This window comes from Streptomyces triticisoli (assembly GCF_003270085.1).
Classification (GTDB): domain Bacteria; phylum Actinomycetota; class Actinomycetes; order Streptomycetales; family Streptomycetaceae; genus Streptomyces; species Streptomyces triticisoli.
In genome coordinates, this window is the sequence record NZ_QFDQ01000249.1 from 1 (window position 1) to 17,675 (window position 17,675).

Genomic DNA, 17,675 nt, shown 5'->3' on the forward strand with positions numbered 1-17,675 from the left:
GGCGATCGCGCTCAGGCGTCCCGCCGCCTGAGCGCGATCGCCGCCGCGGCCAGCGCCAGCAGCGCGTACAGACAGAACAGCGCGAACCCGGTCCACGGCGCCAGTGTGTGCGGCTGCTGCTGGACGTGGAGCAGGCCCTGCCCCGCCGTGCTCGGCAGGTACCTGTCGACCGCGTCGAACCACGACGACGGCAGCGCCTGGGCGAGCACCGGCAGCACCAGCAGCACACCGAACAGGGTGGCGATGCCGCCGGCGGTGTTGCGGATCAGCGCCCCGAGCGCCACCCCGATCAGGGCCACACCCGTCAGATACAGACCGGCGCCCAGCACCGCGCGCGGCACGCCCGGAGCGTCGAGCGAGGTCTGCAGATGGTGATCCGACAGCGCGGCCTGCCCCACCAGGAAGGCGGTCAGCGAGGCGACCGTCATCAGAACCCACGCCACGACGGCGTACACCAGCGCCTTGGCCCACAGCACGGGCAGCCGGCGCGGCACCGCGGACAGGGTGGCGCGGATCATGCCGGTGGCGTACTCACCGCCGACCACCAGCACCCCCAGCACGCCGACGGCCAGCTGCGCCAGGAAGAAGCCGCGCAGGCTCACCAGCGTCGGATCGAAGGCCAGCCGCTCCCGCGGCGGCAGATTCGACCAGCGCTCCGCGGTGAAGTAGCTGAACAGGAAGCCGAGACCGATCATCGCGACGACCGCGGCGAGCAGCGTGAACAGCGTCGACCTGAGCGACCGCAGCTTGATCCACTCCGAGCGGATCACCCGCAGCTGCGTGACCTGACCCCGCTCCGCCTCGGGAATCACCGTTGCCGTCGTCATGCCGTACGCCCCTCGCCACCCGCGCCGACGAGCTGCGCCGCCGGTGCCTGGTACTCCACGGCGTCCCGGGTCAGCTCCATGAACGCCTCTTCCAGCGACGCCTGCTGCGGCGTCAGTTCGGCCAGCGCCACGCCGCCGTCGGCCGCGATCCGCCCGATCCGCTCACTGCTGAGCCCGGTCACCAGCAGCACGCCGGCCTCCTGCGCGGCGACGGTCACGTCCGGGCCGGCCAGCAGGGCGTGCAGCCTCTCCGCCTGGTCCGTGCGCACCCGCACCAGATCCCCGGCGGCCCGCGCGGTGAACTCCGCCACCGACGTGTCCGCGATCAGCCGGCCGCGTCCGATGACGATCAGGTGCTCGGCGGTCAGCGCAGTCTCGGACATCAGGTGCGAGGACACCAGGACCGTACGCCCCTCGGCGGCCAGTGCCTTGAGCAGGTTCCGGATCCACAGGATGCCCTCGGGATCGAGGCCGTTGACCGGCTCGTCGAGGATCACCGTGGCGGGGAGGCCCACGAGGTCGATCACCTCGTTCACCCGGCGCGCGGAGATTCCGTGGGTCGCGGCGAGCGCCAGCAGGTGGTGGTACGCGCTGCGCCCGGTGTGGACGGCACGCGCCTCCAGCATCGCCCCCACCTCGTGCAGCGGCGCCCGGTGCCCGGCGTAGCTCCTGCCGTTGACCACGGCCCGGCCCGAGGTGGGCGCGTCCAGTCCGAGGAGCATCCGCATCGTGGTGGACTTGCCGGCCCCGTTCGGCCCGAGGAAACCGGTCACCGTACCGGGACGCACCGTGAAGCTGAGATCTTCCACGGCGATGCGCTCGCCGTAGTGTTTGGTGAGGGAATGGGCCTCGATCATGAAGTGTCCTCTCGCTTCTCCAGTCACTTCTCCAGGAGCTTTTTCGCGACCCGTGCCGCCGCCTCGCTCTCGGCCGCGGCAGGGGACAGCTCGCTGAGCGTGTCGAGGTCGGTGTCCTGCCGCAGTTCCGTCTCCCAGGCCTCGGCGAGCCTTTCCCGCTCCTCGCGCGGCAGCCCCTGGACCTGTTCCCGGTGGCGCGGGTCGAGGGCGGCCAGGAATCGCTCGACGGTGTCGATGGGCATGTCCTTCTCCTTGATCACGGGGTGCCGATCCGGTCCGGGCGGCGCGCGGCACGTGACCGGCACCTGTACGCCGAGGCCGGCACGCCGTGCCTCCCTCGTGGCCCGCACCGCCGCCCGGCGGCCGACGCCGTCACCGCGGACGACCCACTGCCCGGCGCCGGCGTGGTCGAGGTCACATTTCCGCACCTTGTAACACTTCGCCGTTGACCGCCACCTGGGAGCCGGGCACCCTGCCGCCCGGACGGTGATCGCCGGATGGACCGAATGGGGGAGCGATGCGCGTACGCGCCATGCCGGCCCCGGTGAGGGCGGTCCGCGTCATGCTGTTCCTGGTGAGCGCGGTCAGCGGGTTCATGGCCCTGCGTTTCACGGTGGCGGCTGCCACGGTGGTGAGCGGCGCCTTCGGCGAGCCGGCCGTGTCCCTCTTCCTCCTCGCAGCACTCCCCTTCGCCGTCCTGGCCACGCTGTCGCTCCTCACCGCGGTGAGGACGGGACACGGCGGCAACGGCGTCCGCGTCGTCGCGGTCGTCGTCGCCCGGCTGGTCGTCGCGGGCGGCACCGTCGGCGCGGCGGCACACCACGGCGCGTGGAGCGCCGGTGCCGTGATGGGCGTCGTCATGCTGATCGCGGTCACGGGGGAGGACGCGAAGGACTGGTTCGGCATTCCGCGCCTGTGACGGCCCCCTCGCCGGCAGGGCCGTGCAGCGGGCCGCCCGCGAGGACCGCCCGGTCCGCTGTGCTGCCGACCGGGCCCGGGTGAGGGACCATGGTGGGGAGCGGGCAGGAACCGGTGGCGACCGAGAGGAGGCGTCGGCGGTGAGGCCTGACGAAGTCCTCCGGCAGAGCACCGGGTACGCGGGTCCGGCTCCGTCGGGCGGCTTGCTGGACCTGCTCAGCGTCTCCGCGGTGGTCCTGGACGCGCACGGGCGCGTGGTCTTCTGGAGCCCGCAGGCACAGCAGATCTTCGGCTACAGCGCCCACGAGGCCCTGGGCCGGTACGCGGCCAGGCTGATGGTCGACGAGCGGCACTGGGAGCTGGTCAAGGAGCTGTTCGCCCGGGTGATGGCCGAGGGCACGGGCTGGGCGGGGGCCTTCCCCGTTCGGCACAAGGACGGCAGCACCCGCCTGGTGGAGTTCCGCAACGTACGGCTGGAGGGCGAGGACGGGAACTTCTACGCCCTGGGCATCGCCGTCGACCACGCCGTCCTCAAGCGCGCGGAGCGCGACCTGGCGCTCACCTCGCATCTGTTCGCGCAGTCCCCGGTCGGGCTGGGGATCGTGGACGCCGACCTGCGGTACCTGGTGGTCAATCCCGCCCTGGAGCGCATCAACGGCCGGCCGGCGCACCGGCAGATCGGCCGGTCCGTCCACGAGGTGCTGGACTTCATGGACCCCGTTCCGGTCGAGGACGCGATGCGCCGCGTACTGGACAGCGGCGAGCCGCTGCTGGACCAGTTCGCCGTGGCGCCCACCCCCGCCGACCCGGGCGGCCACGACCACGCCTGGTCGGTCTCCTACTACCGGCTCGAGGACAGCGCCGGGCAGGTGCTCGGACTCGCCGTCGAACTCGTGGACATCACCGAGGAGCACCGCGCGTCCACGGAGGCCGCCGCGGCACGGCGCCGCCTGGCCCTGATCGCCGACGCCTCGGCGCGCATCGGCACCACCCTCGACCTGGAGACCACCGCCGACGAACTGGCCGAGAGCTGTGTGCCGGAGCTGGCCGACCTCGCCGTCGTCGACCTGCTGGACGCCGTACTGCGGGGCAGTGACCGCAACTGGGCACCCAGTGGCCCGGCCGCCATCCGCACACTGGCGCTCGCCGCCCAGGGCGTGCAGGCCCTGTCCGTCCCCGCCGGGCACCTCGCCCGTTACGACCCCGACCACCTGGTCACCCAGTGCATGGCCACCGGTCGGCCGGCCCTCGCCCCGCACCTCACCGGCAAGGACCTGGCCCGCGTCGCCCCGGCACACGCCGCCGCCGTCCTCGCCCGGGCCGGAACACACTCCTGCATGGCCGTCCCGCTCATCTCGCGCGGCCACGTGCTGGGCGCCCTGGGCCTGGCGCGCGGCCGCAACCCGGTGCCGTTCACCGACGACGACGCCGTACTGGCCCTCGAACTCGCCTCCCGCGCGGCCGTCAGCATCGACCACGCCCGCTACTACCAGAACCAGCGCCAGGCCGCCGAGAACCTCCAGCGCAGCCTCCTGCCCCAGAAGCCCCCGCACCGCCCGGGCGTGGACACCGCCTGCCGCTACCAGCCCGCCTCGTCCATCTGCGGCATCGGCGGCGACTGGTACGACGTCATCCCTCTGCCCCACGACAAGACGGCCCTGGTCATCGGCGACGTCATGGGCAGCGGCACCAGCGCGGCCACCACCATGGGCCAGCTGCGCATGGCGACCCGCACCCTGGCCGCGCTCGACATGGACCCCGCCGAGCTCCTGCGCCACCTCGACCACATCACCGGCGACCTGGAGCAGCAGTTCGCCACCTGCACCTATGCCGTGTACGACCCGTACCGAGCCTGCTGCCGCGTCGCCGCCGCCGGCCACCTGCCACCGGTACTGCTCCCCGCCGGCGGCACCCCGGAGTTCCTCGACGTCCCCACCGACGTGCCCCTCGGCGTGGGCCAGATCCACTCCCGGACCGTCCAGCTGCGGGTCGAGCCCGGAGACGGCCTCCTGCTCTACACCGACGGCCTCGTCGAAACCCGCAGCCACCCCCTGGACGCGCAGCTCGACCTTCTCCTGCGGCTCCTCGCGGGGCCCCCGCGCCCCCTGGATGAGACCTGCGATTACCTGCTGCACGCGCTGCGCAACCCCGACGAACCCGACGACGTCGCCCTCCTCATGGCCCGCATGCGGTGAGCGGCGTCCTTGTCCGGTCGTGAAGGATCCTCGTGTCCGAAGTCCTGCCCGACACCGACCGGACCGTCGGCCTCGGACTCACCCGTTTCGCGGTCCTGTCCGAACAGACTCCGGTGGGGAAGGCCCAAATCCCCGGGCCTCGGCCCGAGGGGCAAGTCGATGCGACCGCACGGCCGTTCCGCGACGCACCCGCCCCGGGAACGGACACCGTGCCGTCCAAGAGCGACCCGGTCTCCCCGATCCGTGGGGGACTTCGGCGTGCGGCAGGACACCCACCGGCCCGCCGCACGCCCGCCGGGCCGGACTCAGCCGCGTCCGCGCCCCTGGCCCAGTACCTTCAGCACCGCACGCGCCATGGCTTGCTCACCCTTGGCGTTGGGATGGGCCGGGGCCGCGGGCGAGGCCGGCTGCAACGGCTCGATCCAGCGGTCCGCCGGGGACTTGCACATGTCGTGGCCGCGCGTGGGCCCGTAGGTGTCGACGTACTCGGCACGGTTCCAGGCGGCCACCATGCCGAGCATCAGGTTCAGCCGCTTCTCGGTGTCCCGCAGATAGGGGAAGTCCTCCGAGGCGAACGGCACCGAGGGGAAGCAGCCGCTGCCGTCGTCGGGCAGCAGGGCCGGGTAGCCGACGACCAGCACCCGGGCGTGCGGCGCCCTGGCGCGCACGGCCCGCAGCACCCGGTCGACCTTCGGGGCCGTCCGTGCGATGTCCAGCGTCAACTGGTCGGTGCCGGACGAGGCGTAGTGGCGCCGGCAGGGGTCGCCCGTCGGCTGCTGGGCGCCGAGACGGGCGCAGGTGGAGATGATGGAGCCGAACCCGATGTCGTTGCCGCCGATCTGGACCGTCACCAGGTCGGTGTTCCGGCGCACCGCGTCGAGCTGGGCGTCATTGGTGCCCTGCGGCTTCCACATCTCCTCGGTCGTCGCCCCGCCGCAGCTCACGTCCCTGAACGTCGCGACCTTCCGCTCCACCGCCACGATCGAGGGGTAATTGCTGTCCGAGCGCGCGCAGTTGGCGTCGACCTGCCGTGGAATGCCGGGGCCCGAGGTGTAGGAGTCCCCGAGGGCCACATAGTGCGTGACCCGGCCGGCCTTCCCCCCGTGCGCCGCGGCGGGCGTCGTCGCACCGGCCACGAGAGCACACCCGCCGAGCACCGTCCCCACGACGACCGGCCACCGACGCCGTCTCGCCGCCCCACCCGCGTCCTTGTCACTCACCGTCGGTTCCTCCCCCTGTGCCGGGACATCACTGTCGTCGCACGTTCGACGGAGCTTGTATACCGCTCGGTATGTCCTCGGGGCCAGAGCCGTGCCGGTCGATGGCGGCGACCGCCTCCACCGCCGTCCGGCAGGCGGCGGCCCGGATGTTGTGGCGACCGCGTTGTCGGCGCGTCCCCACCTCGGCGGCCGTCCGGTCACTCGTGCCGTCGAGGTGGGACACGGAGGCTTCAGCCGTCGGTCGGCTCCGGCTCCGACTGTCCCTGCTCCGGGGCGTCGGAGGCCGTGTAGAACACCGACGTGCCCTGCTTGGTGCGCTGCGCCTGGCCCTTGGCCACCAGGCCTTCGAGGGTGGACCGTACGGCGGTCGTCCTGACGCGACGGTCGGGATGGGCCTGCCCCAGGGCGGTGGCGACCTCCGCCGCGGAGCGCGGCTCGCGCTGCTCGCCGAGGTGGCCGCGGACGAGTTCGACCAGGGTGGGCCGGACCGTCTTCTCTGCGGACGCCTTGGCCGAGGGCTTTCTGGCGGTCGGCTTGCCGCCCGCCTTGTCCGAACTCCGCCCGGTGGTACTGGACTTGGCTGCGGCCTTCTTGCGGGGGGCGGGCACGGCGGCATCGCTCGCGCCGTCCGCCGGCTGCACGGACGACGCCGTCATGCCGAGCGCCTGCCGCATGTTCACCAGCACGCCGTGATCGCGCTGCAGCGTGGCCAACTGGTCCTGCAGCGCGGCGATTTCGGCGCTGATACGTTCCTGCTCCTTCAGGTTCTGCTCCAGGTCGCCGGCGACCTGAGCGGCGTACTGCGATGCCAGGTCGGTGACCGTCGTACTCTCGGACATGGCCTTGGCCCCTTCTCGTTGGCTGATGACGGCGCGGGGGAGCACCGGTCGCACAGTGACCCCGAGCAGAGACACGTGCGCAGAGATACTACGGACGAGCCGAGCCGGTTGTTCGTTCCCGCCACACGGCACGGGCCTCAGGCCTTCTTGTCGCCCAGCTTCTCGACCAGGTCCTGCGCCTTGTCGACCGCGGTGTCGATGGTGCCGCTGTGCTTCTTGCCCGTCTTGTCGTCGATGAAGTCGCCGACCTTCTCCAGCCCCTCGGAGATCTTCCCGCCGTGGACCTCGGCGATGTCCCCCACCTTGTCCTTGAGGTGGGTGAGGTTCTTGAGGTCCTTCAACTTGCCGAACATCAGGCGTCCTCTTCTGTCGTGGAGCAGAGGCTGGTCAGCAGCATGATCTCATGTTGACCGGCATGGCGGCGGGGTGCGGTGAGTTGAGCATCCGACCCGCGTAAGTCGGGTGGGGGGAAGGAGAGATTGTCCTTCAGCCGACCGGTGAACTCCGCGAAGGCGGCAGCGAACGAGCCGGGCGGACAGGTGCGCGCAAGGCGCGGGCGGGGCTCCGCGGGCGGGAGAGGACACAGGCGGGTGGGTGCCGCGACCCGGCGGGGCGACCAGGCCCGCCCCGGGCCGCCAACACTCGTCCGGCCCTGCCGGCAGCCCGGCGAGGCGGTCTCGCAGCGCGATCTCGCCGATGACCTCACCCTCACCAGCAGCGGCGTCACCCGCCTGGTGGACCGCATGGAGGAGACCGGACTGGTCCGGCGCGTGCCGTCCCCCGAGGACCGCGGAGCCGTACGGGTGGAACCGGCCGGCCAGGGCCGTGCCGCGGCGCTGCGCGAGGAGATCGACTGACAGGGCGTTCGATACGCCCTCCGCTTCTGTCCGACCGTCATCACCACGCTGTTCGGCCGTAATCGCCTCCCGTTGTTCGCCCGCGCGGACGTATGGGGTGAAGCGCCGTCATCCGAATGCGGCGCTCCGGTGGTGGGCCGTCAGAAATCGGCTGAAGGTGATCACGTCGCACCTGCGATTCCCGATTGAGTGGGCGTTGGGCCGGCTCTCGTAGTCGCGACGGAAGGAACACCCATGCGTATCACCCGTACTCTGCTCACCTCCGCGGCGCTGGCCGCCTCTGTAGCGCTCTCCGCGCCTGTCGCGAGCGCTGTGGAAGCGTCCGTGCTGCCGCCTTCACAGGCCAAGGTGTCTCAGGTCAGTGACTCCCGGGGCGACGACTCCGACAACGGCAAGGAAGAGGGCGGTCGCGACCGTGGTGACCGCGGCGACCGCGGCGACCGCGGCGACCGTGGTGACCGTGGTGACCGCGGCGACCGTGGTGACCACGGCGACCGGAAGGGCGACAAGGACCGGCGCGGTGAGAGGCCGCACGGCGGCGTCCACGCCGGTGGCGGAGCCCTGGCCATGACGACCACCGACGGTGGCAGCCAGGACGACAACGGCCGTGATGACAACGGCCGTGATGACAACGGTCGTGATGACAACGGTCGTGACGACAACGGTCGTGACGACAACGGTCGTGACGACAACGGCCGTGATGACAACGGTCGTGACGACAACGGTCGTGACGGCAACGGCAAGGAAGGCAAGGGCAAGGAAGGCAAGGAAGAGGGCGGCTACGGCCGTGGCGACCACGACCGTGGCGACCACGGCCGGAAGGGCGAAGAGGGCCGGCGCGGTGAGAGGCCGCACGGCGGCGTCCACGCCGGTGGCGGCGGACTGGCGCAGTCGACGGACACCCTCGCCCTCGGGAGCGTGCTGGTGCTCGGCGGCCTGGGAGCCGGCGCGTACATGCTGCGGCGCCGCCGGGCGGCGGACTCCTCCGTGGCCTGACCGGGCCGCTGTTGCCCATCACTGTGCTGTCGCGGTCTGCGTCCACTCCAGCGGAGGACGACGCAGACCGCGACAGCGGTCTTTGAACCGTCGGGCGTCATCGGCGCCACCTCGTGACCGAAAGGCACCGTCCATGACTTCCCAGCTTCCGCCTCCGACACAGCAGTGCGGGACCAGGTCCGCAAGACGTCGCCGCCGGCTCCGCCTGCTGTGGCCCACGGCAATGGTCGGGCTGGGCCTCGTGCTCATCCACCAGTCCGTCGACAACCCCATGACGCCCCTGAGGTATCCGCCTCCCGCGGCAGTCGCCTCCCACCGGCCCCCGTCGGCCACACCGACCGCGAGCACCGACGCCGGTGCGGACACCGGTACGGACGCCGGCGCGGACACCGGCGCCGACGACAAGGCGCTGTCCAGGTCGGAACCGACCCGGATCTCGATCCCGGACATCGCCGTGGACGCACCGTTCACCAAGCTGTCCCTCGACGCGAGCGGACACCTCAGCGCGCCACCGCCGGACGACACCAACCTGGTCGGATGGTTCCAGGGCGGGGCGTCCCCCGGCGAGCACGGAGCGGCGATCGTCGCGGGCCACCTCGACACCAAGACCGGTCCCGCGGTGTTCGCGGGGCTGGGGCAGCTCAAGCCCGGAGCCTTCGTGGACATCACGCGCGCCGACGGCACCGTCGCACGCTTCGAGGTGGACTCCGTGGAGACCTTCAGCAAGGCGGACTTCCCCGACGACCAGGTCTACGCCGACACCCCGTCCCCCGAGCTGCGCCTGATCACTTGCGGCGGCACCTACGACCGCGCGCGCCAGGACTACCAGGCCAACGTGGTCGTCTTCGCCCACCTCGACTCGAGCACGTCCGCCTGACACCGAGGGGAGCGCCACGGAGTACGGCGGCTCAGGCGCCCTCGGCGAGAGGGCGCCACCCGGATGCGGGCCGGGGAACGGCCTCCGCCACCGGCGCGGCTGCGTCCGTACCGGCACACCGGACCTGTGCGCCGTACCCGCCGGGGCAGGAACGTCTTCTCCGCGGACCTCCCCCGGTGGGCCTCCCACGGGCCTTCCCGGCTCATGCCGGCCGGTGGACCTCGGCGAACCACTCCCCGATCACCGCGGCGGCCCGGCTCAGCGCGCCCGGCTCCTGGAGCCGGTGGGAGGCGCCCCGGACCTCGCGCACCGTGTGCGGGCCCGCGATCCGCTCGGCGGCCCGCTCGCTCGAGCGGAGATCCTCGGGGTCCTCACCGCCCTCGACGAACAGCACCGGCACACGGACCCGCCCCAGGAAATCGTCCGCCAGTTCGGGCTGTCCGGCCCATGAGACCACCGTCAGCACCTCCTCCGGCAACGCCGCGGCCGCGATCAGGGCGGCGGCCGTCTCGGCCCCGGCGGCGAAGAGGATCACCGGGAGCGTCCGGGCGTCCGGCTGTATCCCCAGCCAGTCCACCGCGGCGATCAGACGGCGGCCCAGCATGTCGAGGTCGACACGCTGCTCGCTCATCGCCTCGGGCCGCCGGCCCTCGGTCTCACTGAACAGGTCCACGGCCAGCGTGCCGAATCCGGCCCTGTGCAGCTCGGCGGCGACGGACCGCGCGGCAGGGTCCTGGCGGGAGGTGTGCACACCGTGCACGAACAGCACGGTCGCCCGGGGCGAATCGGGAACCACGAAGTCACCTGACAACGTGAGGCGGTCGGCGGGCACCGACACCGTCTCAGAGATCACGGAGATCACCTGCTCCCTCCGGCTGTCGGACCGCAAGGCCCGTGGCGTCTCGGACCTCTGGCCGGGTACCCATCCCCCCGGCGGGAACCCGGCCGGCCCCCAGCCCGCCGTGCGGGTGGGGAAGAGCGACGCACCGTTTGGGCGGAACCACGGAGGGTCACCCACAGGTGATGACACAGGCGCGCGTCCGAGGGAGTACGTCACATCATGAAGGAGCAGGGCGAGAAGGTTGCCGGGCCCGTACTGAAGGAGTGCCGGATCGACGCCGTCGACGTGCACGCCTTCGAGCTCCCCACCGACGGCCCGGACGGCAAGGAGCAGGACGGCACCCTGGAGTGGGACTCCACCACCATGGTTCTGGTCCGGGTGCACGCCGGCGGACGGACCGGCATCGGCTACACCTACGGGGACGTGTCGGCCGCCGCCTTCCTGTCCTCGGAACTCGCCCCGCTGCTCCAAGGCCGGGACGCCTCCGCGCCGCCGGCCCTGTGGGAGCTGATGGGACGGCGGATCCGCAACGCCGGCCGGCCCGGGGTGGGAGCCATGGCGGTCTCCGCGGCCGACATCGCGCTGTGGGACCTCAAGGCCCGGCTGCTGGACGTACCGCTGATCCACGCGCTCCCGGCCTACCACGACCGGGTCCCCGTCTACGGCAGCGGCGGCTTCACCAACTACCCCCTGGGCCGCCTCGCCGACCAGCTCACCGGCTGGGTCGAACAGGGCATCCCCCGGGTCAAGCTGAAGACCTCGCGGGAACCGGACCGTGACCCGCAGCGACTGACCGCGGTCCGCAAGGCGGTCGGCTACGCGCCCGAGCTCTTCACCGACGCCAACGGCGCCCTCGGCCGCAAGGAGGCGCTGTACTGGGCGTACAGGTTCATGGACGAATGGGATGTGCGGTGGTTCGAGGAGCCGGTGAGCTCCGCGGACATCGAGGGCCTGCGGCTGCTCCGGCGGAACGGACCGGCCCGGCTGGAGATCGCGGCGGGGGAGTACGCCTACACCCTGCGTGACTTCGTCAACCTCGTGGAGGCGGACGCGGTGGACTGCCTCCAGGCCGACGTCACCCGCTGCGGCGGCATCACCGGCGTACTGCAGGTCGCGGGCCTCGCGGCGGCCCGTCACCTGGACCTGTCCGCGCACTGCGCCCCCGCGGTCTCGGCCCATGCCTTCTGCGCCGTGCCCCGGCTGCGGCACCTGGAGTACTTCCACGACCACGTCCGGTTCGAGCACCTGATGTTCGACGGCACGCTGTCCCCCGCCGGCGGCGCCCTGCGGCCCGACACGGGCCGCCCCGGGCTCGGCCTGGACGTCAAGTGGGCCGACGCCGAGTCCCACCGTGTCTACGGAGAGCGGCCGGCCTGACCGGGCTCGCGGGCTCGCGAGGGAGAGGGCCTCGGCCGTCGCGGAGCCGGCCGGGGCGGCCACCACCCTGGGGTACGGGCGGTGCGCCGCTGAGCCAGGGGTCCCCCGCGCTCAGCACCCTCTCGTCGCCCGGGTTACTTGCAGAGTTCCAGGCCCTTGCCGATCACCTCGGTGAGGGGGATCCGGCTGCCCGGGTTGTCGGGGTCGTCGGCCCAGATCGGGTCGGGCGCGGGGTGCTTTCGCTGGGCTGTGTCGTTGAGACCGTAGGTCCCTTCGGCGATGGTGAAGGTGACGGCCTGGCCGCTGCAGGCGAGAGTGCCGGAAGCGACGGTGAAGGGCCAGGGCTTGACGGTGCGTTCGGTGATGTGGCCGGTCGGCTCGCCGGTGTCCTCGGCGCTGTCGACGGGCTTGGCGTTGTCGGAGCGGTTGTCGGAGGTGTCCGCGCTGCTGGTGCAGGCGGTCAGGGCGAGAACGCCGGAGACGGCGGCCGCGGCAGCGGTGACGCGGATACGCATGGTTCACCCCAGGGGAGCGATGGTACGGATGGTAACCGACATCATCCGCGCTGTGACCGTTCTGGCCAGGGGTTGTAGTGATCCCGTGATGGGATCGTGACGGTCTGTTGCGGTGTGGAGGCGTCAGGGCGCCAGTATCCGCCCGAGGCGGGCTCCGGCGGGTGTGCCCAGGGTGGTGCCACGCAGCGCGACGGTCCGGGCGAGGCCGAAGCCGGTGCTGTGGACGGGCGTGTACAGCAGGAGGCCGTCGCCCGCGTCCTCGCCTTCCGACCCGATGACGAGACCGGCGCGCCCGTGGCCGGACAGATCGGTGAGGGAGACGGAGGATCCGAATCTGTCGCCCTTCTCCGTGGCGTCCAGGATGCCGGGGGTGTCCTGGCAGAGGGTGAAGGATCCGCTGACGGTCGGGCCCGAGGGGGTGCCCCGGAGCAGTGTGGCCTGACCGGCGTCGGCGCGGTCGACGCCGTCGCGGGTGAAGTCCTCGCCGGGGGCGCCGACCAGGACGTCCGCGTGGCCGTCGGCGTCGAAGTCGCCGACGGCGACCGAGAAGCCGAAGGCGTCACCGGACCGGTCCGCGCCGGCCACGCCGACGGCGTCCTGGTGGATGGTCTTCATCCCGGTGGTGGTCAGGCCCTCCGCCGAGCCGAGGAGCACGGCGATGTGGCCACCTGGCGTGCCGCCGGACTCGGAGGGGCGGGGCCGGCCGACGACGAGGTCGTCGTAGCCGTCACCGTTGATGTCGCCCGCCGCGACGGAGCGGCCGCCCCTGACGGGCTCCAGGCCTGCCCCGGTGAGGCCGGCCGCCGATCCGGTGAACCGCGCCACCCACCCGATGCCGTCGCCGTCACGGTAGTTGAGGACGACGTCCGCGTACCCGTCCCCGTTGAAGTCGCCGGTCGCGGCGTCCAGGTCGGCGACCGGACCCGTGGCGGCGGTGAGTCTGCCGGAGGTGGTGGCGCCGCCGGCCGGCCGGACGTTCCAGGTGCCGCCCCCGCCGGTGCCGGCCGAGAACACGTCCGCGTGGCCGTCGGCGTCGAAGTCGCCGACGGCGACCGCGGAACCGAGCCTGGCCCCGGCCGCCGCGACGCCCGAGGTGGTGTACGAGAAACCGGTGTTCAGCGCCGGGCCGTACAGGACGGTGACCGAGCCGCGGTCGGCGTTGCCGGCGGCGTCGTCCTTTCCGGGGGCGCCGATGGCGAGGTCGGCGTGGCCGTCGCCGTTGACGTCGCCCCACGCGGCGGCGGCGCCGAAGTCGTCACCGGGCCGGGTGGAGCCGGGGACACCCGGGCTGTCCTGGGTGATCGTCAGCCTCGATGCCACGGCCGGGCCGTCGACGCCGCCCGGGATCACCGTCACCGAGTTGGCCTTCGGGGTGCCGGCGACCAGGTCGGCGACGCCGTCCCCGTCGTAGTCGGAGGTGCGCGGGGCGTGCGAGACGCCGGGGGCCTTGACGAGCGCCGCGATCCGGGGCAGTTGGGCGCTCAGATGACGCGGCAGCGCGATCGCCCCCGGATCGACGCCGTACCTGCCGGACGTCCCGGCCAGGATCCGTGCGGTCGCCTCGAGCGCGGCGCGGCTGGGCCGTGCGGTCGTGTGGTCGCCGATCCAGGAGATGCCGACCGTGTCGTTGTCCGAGCCGCCGCCGCGGCCTTCGAAGACCTGGCCGCACCGGTCGACGACGAAGTGGCGGCCGAGGCCGGAGGAGCCGCGGGCGAGGTACTCCTGCCGGAGGGTGCGCATCCGAGCGCGGGACTCGGCGCAGGAGAGCGCGTTGTCGCTGTCCGCGCCGGTGTCCTGGATGACCGCGGCCCCGGCCGCGCCATCGCGGCCCGGTGTGCCGTCGCCGTCGTCCGCCGAGGCGCGCCGCGCGGCGGTGAAGCCGCTGCCGCGATCGGTACCGGGGTCGAGCAAGATCACGCTCAGACCCGTCGGCTGTCCCGGGGCGGCCGTGCCGTCGCCCCGGACGACCCGTACCTCGACGCCGTCGGCGTCACCGGTCCACACGGAGCTCGTGCCGCCCCGCACCCCGGCCGTACGCCCCTCGAACCGGCTGTTCGGCAGCGTCTGCCAGTGCGACCACTGGCCCGTGCGTGCCGAACGGGCACGGATCTCCGCCGTCCCCTTCAGCTCGGCGTGCGGGTCGTCCCAGGTCAGCAGTGCGGCGCTGAAGCGCTCCGTGCCCTGCCGCGGCAGGCTCCTGCGCCCCGCTCCCTGATCCGCCAACTGCACGGTGCGCACGGCGGGCTCGCGCCCGTGCTCCTGTGGCCGGTCCGGCGCGGAGGCGGTGGCGTACGTGACGGCCCCCGCCCCGAGCACGCCGACGATCCCGCCGGCCAACCACCCCTTGCGCGCACGCCTCGTCCGGCGACTCAATGCCCCACCCCTGACTCACAGAACACCCCACCCGTCACGGGTGGCACTTACCCAGCGCACGGAACCGGCCAAATGTCACACAGCGCATCGCGGCCCGGCACGTAAGCTGATCGCCGTTGTGAACAGGACTGCGAAAAAGCACGGGGTGCGCATGCGGATACGGAAGACGATCGCCGGCGTCGCAGGAGGGGGACTGCTCGCTCTGGCCTTGACGGGCTGCGGGACGAGCGGCTCGGACTCCGACGAGCCCGGCGCCGGTCACGGCAAGGGAACGGGCAAGCCCGCGAAGGCCCAGGCACTGCCGGTGGAGTCGACGGCGCGGAAGGCGACGTGGACCGCGCAGAGCACGGCGCATCAGCTGCGGATCGCGCCCAAGCGGCTCGCACGCGGCACGGCGGCCGATCTCGAACACGTACGGCTGGGCGAGGACCTGAAGGGCATGGTCCCGTACTACCTGACCGTCAGCTACACCAACACCGGCACGGCGGCGCTGCGCCGGCCCGACCCGCAGACGCGGTTCACGGTGACCCTCGCCGACGGCACACCCGGCGAGGCGATCTCTCTGTGGAACTCCAACCCCCTGGCCACCCAGTCGAGTTCCGCCCTTCCCGACAACTGCGACAGGGCCGGTCCCGCCTCGGTCGCAGCGGGCGCCACGGCCACCGTGTGCCAACTCGTGATGCTCCCCGAGGGGCACCGGCCCGCGACCGTCGCCTACGCCGACGACACCGGCGGCACCCTCCTGTGGAAGGTCGGCGACGGCAGGGGCGACGACAACGGCGGCACGCTGCTGCCGGCGGGCGCGACCGCGGACTCCTCGTGGAAGGACGTCACCACCGAGGGCGATGCGGTGCCCCTCCGGGTCACGCCGAAGAGCGTGCGCGCCGGGAAGCTCGCCGATCTGAACGGCTACGACCTCGGCGACGCGCAGAAGAACACGGTGCCGTGGTACGTGACGCTCGAGTACCGCAACACCGGCGAGGAGGAGCTCCTCCCGGTCATGGACGAGGGCGTCGGCGTACGCAGCGCCGGCGGCCGCGAGGTGCGGCCGCTCTCGCTGCTCGACCTCTCCTTCTCCCGTACCGGGGAGGGCAAGGGCATCGACCAGTGCCGGGGCGGCGCTCCCCGCACCCGCCTGCAGCCGGGCTCCCGGCTCACGCTCTGCACCGTCCACCTGCTCCCCCGGGGCGACCGCCCGGCGATGGTGTCGTTCGAGGGCGAGGGCGAGGGCGAGGGCGAGGGCAGGGGAGCGGAGCCCCTGATGTGGCGAGCGGACGCCGGCTAGGGGCGTGTGCGGGCCCGGTGCGCCCAGTCCTGTATGACGGGGACGCAGGACTCGGCGAAGCGGTCGTAGTCGGCGGGCGTGTTGTAGACATGGGCCGACAGGCGGAGGTAGCCGATCCCGTCGAAGCTGGTGAAGGCCGCCTCCGCCCCCAGTTCGGCGGTGGCCCGGTCGCGCAGCGCGTCCGCCGCCAGGCGGGTGGTTCCCAGTCCCTCGGGGAGACGGACCAGACGCATGCCCGGCACGGGCATTCCGACGTCGACGCCCTCCGCCGCACTCGCCGGGCCGGCGAACGCGGCGCCGATCACGCGGGCGCCGTAGTCGGCGAGCTCGTCCATGTGGCGACGGGCCGTCTCCCAGCCCCAGGTGCGTTCGACGAAGTCCAGTGCCGTGGGCGCCGCCAGGGGGCCGGTGGCGTCCAGGGTGCCCTGCTGGTCGAAGCGGTGGGGAAAGGGCTCCGCGGCGCTCCAGGAGTCGATCGGCGGATGGAGGTGTTCGCGCAGCGGGCCGCGGGCCACCAGGGCCGCCGTGCCGCGAGGTGCGCAGCCCCACTTGTGGAGGTTGCCCACCCAGGCGTCGCAGACCAGTCCCTCCAACGGGGCGGGGAGCAGCCCGGGCGCGTGCGCGCCGTCCACCAGCAGCGTGACGTCATGCCGTGCCAGCTCGACTCCGATGCGTTCCACCGGCAGGCCGCGGGCGGTGGCCGAGGTGATCTGGTCCAGCACGACGAGCGCGCACCGGCCGTCCACCTCGGCCATCACCGCCCCGCAGGCCTCGTCCGCGCCGGCCGCCAGCGGCACCCGGGCCGTGCGCACCCGACCGCCCCAGCGGCGGGCGAGCCGTTCCGCTCCCATGGTGACGGCGCCGTACCCGTGATCGGTGACGACGACGTCCATGCCGGGGCGTGCGGCCAGGGCGGCGTACACGACGCTGGCGCCCGCGCTCGCGTTCGGCACGAGTGCCAGGTCTTCGGCGTCGACCCGCAGATGGTCCGCGATTTCGGCGCGGGTGGCGGCGATCCGGGCGGGCAGACGCGGAAACCAGACGACGGGGGCGCGCTCCATCTCGTCCCGCAGTTCGTTCTGCCGCCGCTGTGCGACCAACGGGACGGCGCCGAAGGAGCCGTGGTTGAGGTGCAGCATGCCGGAGTCGAGAGACCAGGCCGCGGCGGCGGGCCGACCGTCGTCCAGCAGCAGTGGGCGCGGTGCGGTGGCGATACCGGTTTCGCTCACGTGGCTCCTCGTTCATTGCGTGATCAACGATCGTTGATCGTACACACGGTACTCAATGAGGCCGGTTGTTCGTTCCTGAACCATGGCCGAAAAGATTCAGGGAAAGATCCGGAACGGTCCGTACTGGGGTTTTCGCCGACCTCGCCGTGATACCTCTCTGTGAGGTCCGAAGAGAATCTTCCGGAGGGAATCCAGTTGTCGCTCACCGCGGGATCCGGTCACCCTTGCCTACGCGTCCTCACGCCCGCCGACGATGCGTCCGAAATCGCCGAATGGGCCGGCGGAAAGGGCAGAAACCTCCACGCACTGACCGCGTCCGGTTTTCAAGTACCGAGCTGGTCGGTGATCGGTCTGGACGTTTTCGCGGAATTCGCTCGCGGCAGCGGACTGGACGAGCGCCTGGCAGCCCTGGCAGCCCCGCCGGCCGACGGCCGGGGCGGCGACGGCGGGCGCGGGGCCCGAGAGGCCG

At 72.5% G+C, this 17,675-nt stretch carries 18 protein-coding genes; 8 read left to right on the top strand and 10 right to left on the bottom strand.

The features are described from left to right. Positions 1-11 precede the first annotated feature (11 nt). From DEP02_RS29125 to DEP02_RS29135, 3 genes are read right to left on the bottom strand one after another with little or no spacing between them, the layout of a single operon-like run. Positions 12-827, bottom strand: a complete 816-nt coding sequence (locus DEP02_RS29125) for an ABC transporter permease (RefSeq protein ID WP_112470662.1) — start codon at positions 825-827, stop codon at positions 12-14. After that, positions 824-1,684 carry an ABC transporter ATP-binding protein gene (locus DEP02_RS29130; protein WP_112470663.1) on the bottom strand — a complete coding sequence of 287 codons (861 nt, stop codon included), beginning with the start codon at positions 1,682-1,684 and terminating at the stop codon, positions 824-826. Before DEP02_RS29130 ends, DEP02_RS29125 begins: the two co-directional genes overlap by 4 nt. A gap of 23 nt (positions 1,685-1,707) precedes the next feature. Next, positions 1,708-1,926 (bottom strand): hypothetical protein, encoded by a 219-nt coding sequence (locus tag DEP02_RS29135; protein WP_112470675.1) that lies wholly within the window; start codon positions 1,924-1,926, stop codon positions 1,708-1,710. A gap of 275 nt (positions 1,927-2,201) precedes the next feature. Between DEP02_RS29135 and DEP02_RS29140 the strand changes: the two genes are divergently transcribed. Beyond that, positions 2,202-2,603 carry a hypothetical protein gene (locus DEP02_RS29140; protein WP_112470664.1) on the top strand — a complete coding sequence of 134 codons (402 nt, stop codon included), beginning with the start codon at positions 2,202-2,204 and terminating at the stop codon, positions 2,601-2,603. Positions 2,604-2,742: 139 nt separating this feature from the next. Beyond that, the gene (locus tag DEP02_RS29145) at positions 2,743-4,797 is read left to right on the top strand and encodes a SpoIIE family protein phosphatase (protein ID WP_112470665.1); all 2,055 of its coding nucleotides are present in this window, start codon (positions 2,743-2,745) and stop codon (positions 4,795-4,797) included. A gap of 305 nt (positions 4,798-5,102) precedes the next feature. Here the strand turns inward: DEP02_RS29145 and DEP02_RS29150 are convergent, their stop codons facing one another. The 3 genes from DEP02_RS29150 to DEP02_RS29160 form a co-directional block, all read right to left on the bottom strand. After that, entirely contained in the window at positions 5,103-6,017 is a 915-nt protein-coding gene (locus DEP02_RS29150) for an SGNH/GDSL hydrolase family protein (RefSeq protein ID WP_112470666.1), read from the bottom strand. Positions 6,018-6,247: 230 nt separating this feature from the next. Continuing rightward, positions 6,248-6,856, bottom strand: coding sequence for a hypothetical protein (locus DEP02_RS29155; RefSeq protein WP_112470667.1), 609 nt, complete (start codon positions 6,854-6,856; stop codon positions 6,248-6,250). Between the two features lie 137 nt (positions 6,857-6,993). After that, positions 6,994-7,209 (bottom strand): antitoxin, encoded by a 216-nt coding sequence (locus DEP02_RS29160; RefSeq protein ID WP_112470668.1) that lies wholly within the window; start codon positions 7,207-7,209, stop codon positions 6,994-6,996. 237 nt (positions 7,210-7,446) lie between these two features. Here DEP02_RS29160 and DEP02_RS35610 point away from each other — a divergent pair, with 237 nt between their 5' ends. From DEP02_RS35610 to DEP02_RS29175, 3 genes are all read left to right on the top strand, one after another. Beyond that, on the top strand, positions 7,447-7,713 hold the full coding sequence (locus DEP02_RS35610) for a MarR family transcriptional regulator (protein ID WP_332872011.1): 267 nt from the start codon (positions 7,447-7,449) through the stop codon (positions 7,711-7,713). Positions 7,714-7,947: 234 nt separating this feature from the next. Beyond that, positions 7,948-8,709 (top strand): hypothetical protein, encoded by a 762-nt coding sequence (locus DEP02_RS33180; RefSeq protein WP_117434539.1) that lies wholly within the window; start codon positions 7,948-7,950, stop codon positions 8,707-8,709. A gap of 133 nt (positions 8,710-8,842) precedes the next feature. After that, positions 8,843-9,586: a class F sortase gene (locus DEP02_RS29175; RefSeq protein WP_112470669.1), complete on the top strand. Its 744-nt coding sequence runs from the start codon at positions 8,843-8,845 to the stop codon at positions 9,584-9,586. Between the two features lie 202 nt (positions 9,587-9,788). On the opposite strand, the gene DEP02_RS29180 is transcribed toward DEP02_RS29175, so the two are convergent. Then, positions 9,789-10,439, bottom strand: a complete 651-nt coding sequence (locus DEP02_RS29180; RefSeq protein WP_112470677.1) for a dienelactone hydrolase family protein — start codon at positions 10,437-10,439, stop codon at positions 9,789-9,791. A 207-nt stretch (positions 10,440-10,646) separates the two neighbouring features. Between DEP02_RS29180 and DEP02_RS29185 the strand changes: the two genes are divergently transcribed. Beyond that, positions 10,647-11,804, top strand: coding sequence for an enolase C-terminal domain-like protein (locus DEP02_RS29185; RefSeq protein ID WP_112470670.1), 1,158 nt, complete (start codon positions 10,647-10,649; stop codon positions 11,802-11,804). A 134-nt stretch (positions 11,805-11,938) separates the two neighbouring features. On the opposite strand, the gene DEP02_RS35395 is transcribed toward DEP02_RS29185, so the two are convergent. Together DEP02_RS35395 and DEP02_RS29195 are read right to left on the bottom strand one after the other, a co-directional pair. Beyond that, positions 11,939-12,319 (bottom strand): DUF2511 domain-containing protein, encoded by a 381-nt coding sequence (locus DEP02_RS35395; RefSeq protein WP_112470671.1) that lies wholly within the window; start codon positions 12,317-12,319, stop codon positions 11,939-11,941. Between the two features lie 123 nt (positions 12,320-12,442). Beyond that, on the bottom strand, positions 12,443-14,656 hold the full coding sequence (locus tag DEP02_RS29195) for an FG-GAP-like repeat-containing protein (RefSeq protein ID WP_232839324.1): 2,214 nt from the start codon (positions 14,654-14,656) through the stop codon (positions 12,443-12,445). Between the two features lie 187 nt (positions 14,657-14,843). Here DEP02_RS29195 and DEP02_RS29200 point away from each other — a divergent pair, with 187 nt between their 5' ends. Continuing rightward, positions 14,844-15,977, top strand: a complete 1,134-nt coding sequence (locus tag DEP02_RS29200; RefSeq protein ID WP_112470673.1) for a hypothetical protein — start codon at positions 14,844-14,846, stop codon at positions 15,975-15,977. Here the strand turns inward: DEP02_RS29200 and DEP02_RS29205 are convergent. Then, positions 15,974-17,206 carry an aminotransferase class V-fold PLP-dependent enzyme gene (locus DEP02_RS29205; protein ID WP_112470674.1) on the bottom strand — a complete coding sequence of 411 codons (1,233 nt, stop codon included), beginning with the start codon at positions 17,204-17,206 and terminating at the stop codon, positions 15,974-15,976. The genes DEP02_RS29200 and DEP02_RS29205 overlap by 4 nt on opposite strands. A 195-nt stretch (positions 17,207-17,401) precedes the next feature. On the opposite strand from DEP02_RS29205, the gene DEP02_RS35095 reads away from it, so the two are divergent. Beyond that, a partial coding sequence (locus tag DEP02_RS35095; protein ID WP_232839325.1) for a hypothetical protein occupies positions 17,402-17,675 on the top strand: 274 nt, incomplete at its 3' end.